Annotated in this window: 5 protein-coding genes; 2 read left to right on the top strand and 3 right to left on the bottom strand. The window is 71.7% G+C overall.

The window, feature by feature from the left end:
• The coding region (locus ACOJSN_RS23670; protein WP_420114941.1) for an LPXTG cell wall anchor domain-containing protein at positions 1-1,197 on the top strand (1,197 nt) is incomplete at its 5' end.
• A 127-nt stretch (positions 1,198-1,324) separates the two neighbouring features.
• Positions 1,325-1,867, top strand: coding sequence for a hypothetical protein (locus tag ACOJSN_RS23665; protein ID WP_420114940.1), 543 nt, complete (start codon positions 1,325-1,327; stop codon positions 1,865-1,867).
• Between the two features lie 54 nt (positions 1,868-1,921).
• Here ACOJSN_RS23665 and ACOJSN_RS23660 read toward each other — a convergent pair whose 3' ends face one another.
• The 3 genes from ACOJSN_RS23660 to ACOJSN_RS23650 form a co-directional block, all read right to left on the bottom strand.
• The gene (locus ACOJSN_RS23660) at positions 1,922-2,791 is read right to left on the bottom strand and encodes an oxygenase MpaB family protein (protein ID WP_420114939.1); all 870 of its coding nucleotides are present in this window, start codon (positions 2,789-2,791) and stop codon (positions 1,922-1,924) included.
• A 9-nt stretch (positions 2,792-2,800) separates the two neighbouring features.
• Complete coding sequence (gene rpe / locus ACOJSN_RS23655; protein WP_420114938.1) at positions 2,801-3,475, bottom strand: ribulose-phosphate 3-epimerase; 675 nt, start codon at positions 3,473-3,475, stop codon at positions 2,801-2,803.
• 24 nt (positions 3,476-3,499) lie between these two features.
• The coding region (locus ACOJSN_RS23650) for an RsmB/NOP family class I SAM-dependent RNA methyltransferase (protein ID WP_420114937.1) at positions 3,500-4,895 on the bottom strand (1,396 nt) is incomplete at its 5' end.

Here is a 4,895-nt window from a genome sequence, read left to right as displayed (position 1 = left end):
ATCACGGTTCCGGTGGACGTGTCCGACGTTGCCGTGGCCGTGCTCGGTGAGGCGTCTGCGGGCTCGAGTGAGGCGGAGCAGGCTCCGGCCGAGGAAACCTCCGCGGAGGCTGCCCCGGCCGAGTCCTCCACCACGGACGGGATCGACGTGGATGTGCCGATCACGGTTCCGGTGGACGTCTCCGACGTTGCCGTGGCCGTGCTCGGTGAGGCGTCTGCGGGCTCGAGTGAGGCGGAGCAGGCTCCGGCCGAGGAAACCCCCGCGGGGGCTGCCCCGGCCGAGTCCTCCACCACGGACGGGATCGACGTGGACGCGCCGATCACGGTTCCGGTGGGCGTTTCGGGCATCGCCGCAGGCGTGCTCGGTGACGCGGTTGTCGAGTCGAGTGGCCAGGCCGCTCCGGTCGGCAACAGCTCACCGGGAGCGTCCACGACCGACGGGATCGACGTGGACGCGCCGATCACGGTTCCGCTGGGCGTGTCGGGCATCGCCGCAGGCGTGCTCGGCGATGCCTCATCGACGTCTGCGCCCGCAGCCGGCACCAGCGCCGACCCCGTTCCGGGCGGCGGCGGCAGCACGGTGGACGGCGTGGCCGTCGATGCACCGGTCACGGTTCCGGTCGATGTGTCCTGCATCAGCGCCGGGGTACTGGGCGATGCGTCGGCGACCTGCGCTGCGCGAGCGGGTACGTCGGCACCCGACGGTTCCGACGGTCAGGTCGACGGGATCGGCCTCAATCTCCCGATCACGGTTCCCGTCGATGTGTCATGCCTCTCGGTCGGGGTGCTGGGTGACGCTGCGTCCGCTTGCGGCGCGGCCACCGATCCTGGTGACCCGGGCGATCCCGGTGACCCGGGCGACCCTGGTGACCCGGGCGACCCTGGTGACCCGGGCGACCCGGGCGACCCGGGCGACCCCGGTGACCCGGGCGACCCCGGTGACCCGGGCGATCCTGGTGACCCGGGTACTCCCGGCACGCCGGGTGCTCCCGGGGGTTCCGGTGGCCCCGGCCGGACGGTGACGCCGAACGTGCCGACGCAGGATGTGCCTGCGCTGAACACGTCGGCTGATGGCTCGGGTGACACCGAGCCACTGCCGGACACGGGTGCCGCCGACCTCACGGGTCTCGTGTTGGCCGGGCTGCTCGTCCTCGCCGGTCTGGCCTTGGTGCGGGCGAGGTCCCGTACGCGCGGCTGATCGCTGAGCTGCGGCGGCGCCGGGTAGACACCCGGCGCCGCTGCAGCATGCCCGCTGCTGCCGATCGCCGATACCGACGGCGCCGGGGGTGTCGCGGCGCTCTGGCGCGATCCCGAGGGACGCACCCGTGTCGTCCTCATCGACGATCTCGACCGAGTCGGCGCACGCGGACCGCACGTTTCGCGAGTGGGTGTCGTCGACCTTCGGCGTCACCGTTCCCGAGGCCTGGGACACCGTGGGTGAGGACGACTTCACCGACTGGTGGAACGACCGGACAGGCGCCGTTGCGCCGCGTTCGTCCACGCAGAATCCCGACATCAGTGGGGGTCAGACCAGGGTGACAGGTCCGATCACGGCGTTGATCGACCTGCTCGGCTCACCCGTTGGCGAGGAAGCCGCCGCCACGATGTCCGCCGTCGTGGGCGCCGACGTCGGTGACACGCTGAAGTCCGCCACCCGGAAGCTGAAGCCACGCGGTGTCGGGGTCGAGATCGCGCGCGGCAAGGTCGAGACGATCGGGGTACACCTCGGTGTCGGACGTGGCATGTTCGGGATACCACCCCTCACGCCGCCCGTCTGGGCGGGCCCGGTTGGGCGCACCCGAACGCGAGGGCGAGGGCCACCTGCGCTATCGCGTGGGCGACTGTTGCCTCCACCTGCAGCTCGGTGAGACGGATCTGCGTGCGCTGATCACGCTGATGCTCACGGTGCCCTGACACCGGGCTCAGTCGCGGATGTGCCGCGCGCCTTGATGGGGTGCCGTCGCCCACCGGATCGTTGCCACCAGGCCGCCTCCGATCGCGCGGCCGACGGTGCGTTCCAGAAATGGTCGGGGTTCGCCGACGCCGAGCTCGTGGCGCATCCAGGGCGGCAGCAGCGCGATCGCGGCCGAAGCCAGCGCCCGGTACGCCGGGCGCACTGGTCCAGGCAGGTCCGGTCTCCGCAGCAGCACCTCGACCGCCTCGTGTGCGGCAGCGGTCCCGCGGAGCTCGCCCCGATACGCGCTGAGCACCGCCCGCAGCTGGGCCTCGCTGGTGGGCGGGTCAGGGACACCGAGCTTCCTGGCCACGACGGCGGTCTGTGCCAGGTACTCATCGCGCTCGGCCGGTGCGAGCGGGCGCCGGCCATAGACCCGATGCGCCAGCAGGAAGCTCTCGATCTCGGCCACGTGGACCCAGGCGAGCAGGTGCGGGTCCGACACTCGATAGTGGCGACCTTCGTCGGTGACTCCGTCCAGGCGGTCATGAATGGTGCGGACGGCGGTCACCGCCTGCTCCGCGTGGCGGTCCACCCCGAAGGTCGTCACCGCCAGGAACGTGCTCGTGCGGGCGAGGCGGCCCCACATGTCCCCGCGATAGCCGGAGTGGTCGGAGACCGCCTTCATGGCCACCGGATGCATGCTCTGCACCAGCAGCGCACGAATCCCACCGACATACATCGCGTGATCACCGTGCACGCGCGCGATCGCCGAGTCCGCCGGGAACCAGCGCGGACCCGGAGTCAGGTGGATCCGGTCGCGCTGACGGGGACCGTCGGCACCAGCCACCCGCTCAAAGATCGCATCTCCGAGCCGGCTGCGCAGCGCATCAACCACCGTGGCCGGTCACCTCGTCCAGGACGCCGTGGCGAGCTCGCGCAAGGTCGCGATCTCGGCCGCCGGGTCGTCCGCGCGGTAGACGGCGGAGCCGGCGACGAACACGTTCGCACCCGCGTCGGCGGCTCTGCCGATCGTCTGGCGTGAGACGCCACCGTCGACCTGGATCCAGATGTCGGCGCCGAGCGCGTCGATCGCCGCCCGGGTGCGGGCGATCTTGGGCAGCACGCCGTCGATGAAGGACTGCCCTCCGAAGCCCGGCTCGACCGTCATCACCAGGATCATGTCGAGCTCGGGCAGGAGATCAAGGTAGGGCTCGACGGGCGTCGCCGGACGCAGTGCCACCGCCGCTCGCGCGCCGCGCTCGCGCAGCTCTCGTGCGAGCTTGACCGGAGCACGTGACGCCTCGGCGTGGAAGGTCACGGACGCGGCACCGGCCTCGGCGTACGCCGTCGCCCACGTGTCGGGGTTCTCGATCATCAGATGCACATCGGCTCGCATCGACGTGTGCTCGAGCAGCCGCTGCACCACCGGCAGTCCGAACGTCAGGTTCGGCACGAAGTGGTTGTCCATCACATCGAGGTGGACGAGGTCGGCGGACTCGATCCTGCCTACCTCCTCCGACAAGCGTGACAGGTCGGAGTCGAGCACGCTCGGAGAGATCAGGATCGGCGGGAGTGACACGACGGTGAGCCTACCCAGCGCTCTCTACGTGCGTCGCAGCAGCGCCAGGAACATCGCGTCGGTCCCATGGCGATGCGGCCAGAGTTGCACGAACGGACCCGTCTGCCCGATCACCTCGGTGAGCGCCACGTCGGCGAGGATCTCGACGGCATCGAGCACCTCGACATCGGCCTTCTTCGCCACGTCCTCGACCACGAGGCGGGTCTCGGCGAGATGCGGCGAGCAGGTCACATAGCCGATCACTCCTCCGGGCCGCGTCGCCGTGACGGCGGACCGAAGCAGGTCCCGCTGCAACGGGCCCAGACCCGCCAGATCGCTCGGCCGCCTGCGCCAGCGAGACTCCGGGCGTCGACGGAGCGCCCCCAGCCCCGTGCACGGCACGTCGACCAGGACCCGGTCGTACCGATCCGGCTCGAGCGTGCCGAGCTCGCGACCGTCACCCACGCGGACGTCGACGCTCACCCGCTCGGCGACTGCGGCCACCGCCCGCGAGACCAGGCGCGCACGGTGCGGCGAGACCTCGTTGGCGACCAACCCGCCGTCGGGCGCTCGCTCTGCGAGCAGAGATCCGAGGAGGGCGGCCTTGCCGCCCGGACCGGCGCAGAGGTCGAGCCATCGCGTATCGGTGCCCTCGAGCGGGGCTCCCGCGAGAACGAGCGAGACCAGCTGACTCCCCTCGTCCTGCACCCCCACCCGTCCGGCGCGCACCGACGCGAGCGAACCTGGGTCACCGCCCGACAGGACCCGAGCAGTGCGGGCGTATCGCCCGGCCTCGGCGTCCTCCGGCACGTCGCTGGCCTCCGCGACGCCGGGCCGGACGGCGAGAGTGACGGCGGGCGCCTCATTGTCGGCGTCGAGCAGCTCGGGCAGGTCCTCCGAACCGGCGGCCGTCATCGCCAGCGACTGCCGCAGCGCGCGAACCACCCAGCCGGGGTGCGATCGGGTCAGGGCGAGCCGGTCGGTCTCGTCCGCGATGGTGCCCTCGATCTCGGCCAGCCAAGCGCCGAGATCGCGCTCCGCCACCCGCCGCAGCACGGCGTTGACGAGCTGACTCGGTCCGGCACCCACCACGGTGCGCGCCAGGCCCACCGTCTCGGACACCGCAGCGTGATCGGGGACCCGCATCCCCAGGAGCTGATGCGCACCGAGGCGGAGCACATCGAGCAGCGGCGCGTCCAGACCGGCCGGGTCACGGTCGCCCGCCAGGCCCAGGATCGCGTCGTAGCGGCCTTGCAGGCGCAGGGTGCCGTAAGTCAGTTCCGTCGCGAACGCCGCATCACGGCCCCTGATGCCACGCTCGGCGAGCATCGGAGGCAGCACGAGGTTGGCGTAGGAGTCCGATTCCGCCACCGCGCGGAGCGTGTCGTAGGCGGCATGGCGAGCAGGGTCGCCGCCGCGGGAGCGCTCGCTGGGGCGGCTC

It is taken from the genome of Pseudactinotalea sp. (assembly GCF_048594945.1).
GTDB lineage: Bacteria > Actinomycetota > Actinomycetes > Actinomycetales > Beutenbergiaceae > Pseudactinotalea.
This window is presented reverse-complemented; position numbering and strand designations above follow the sequence as displayed.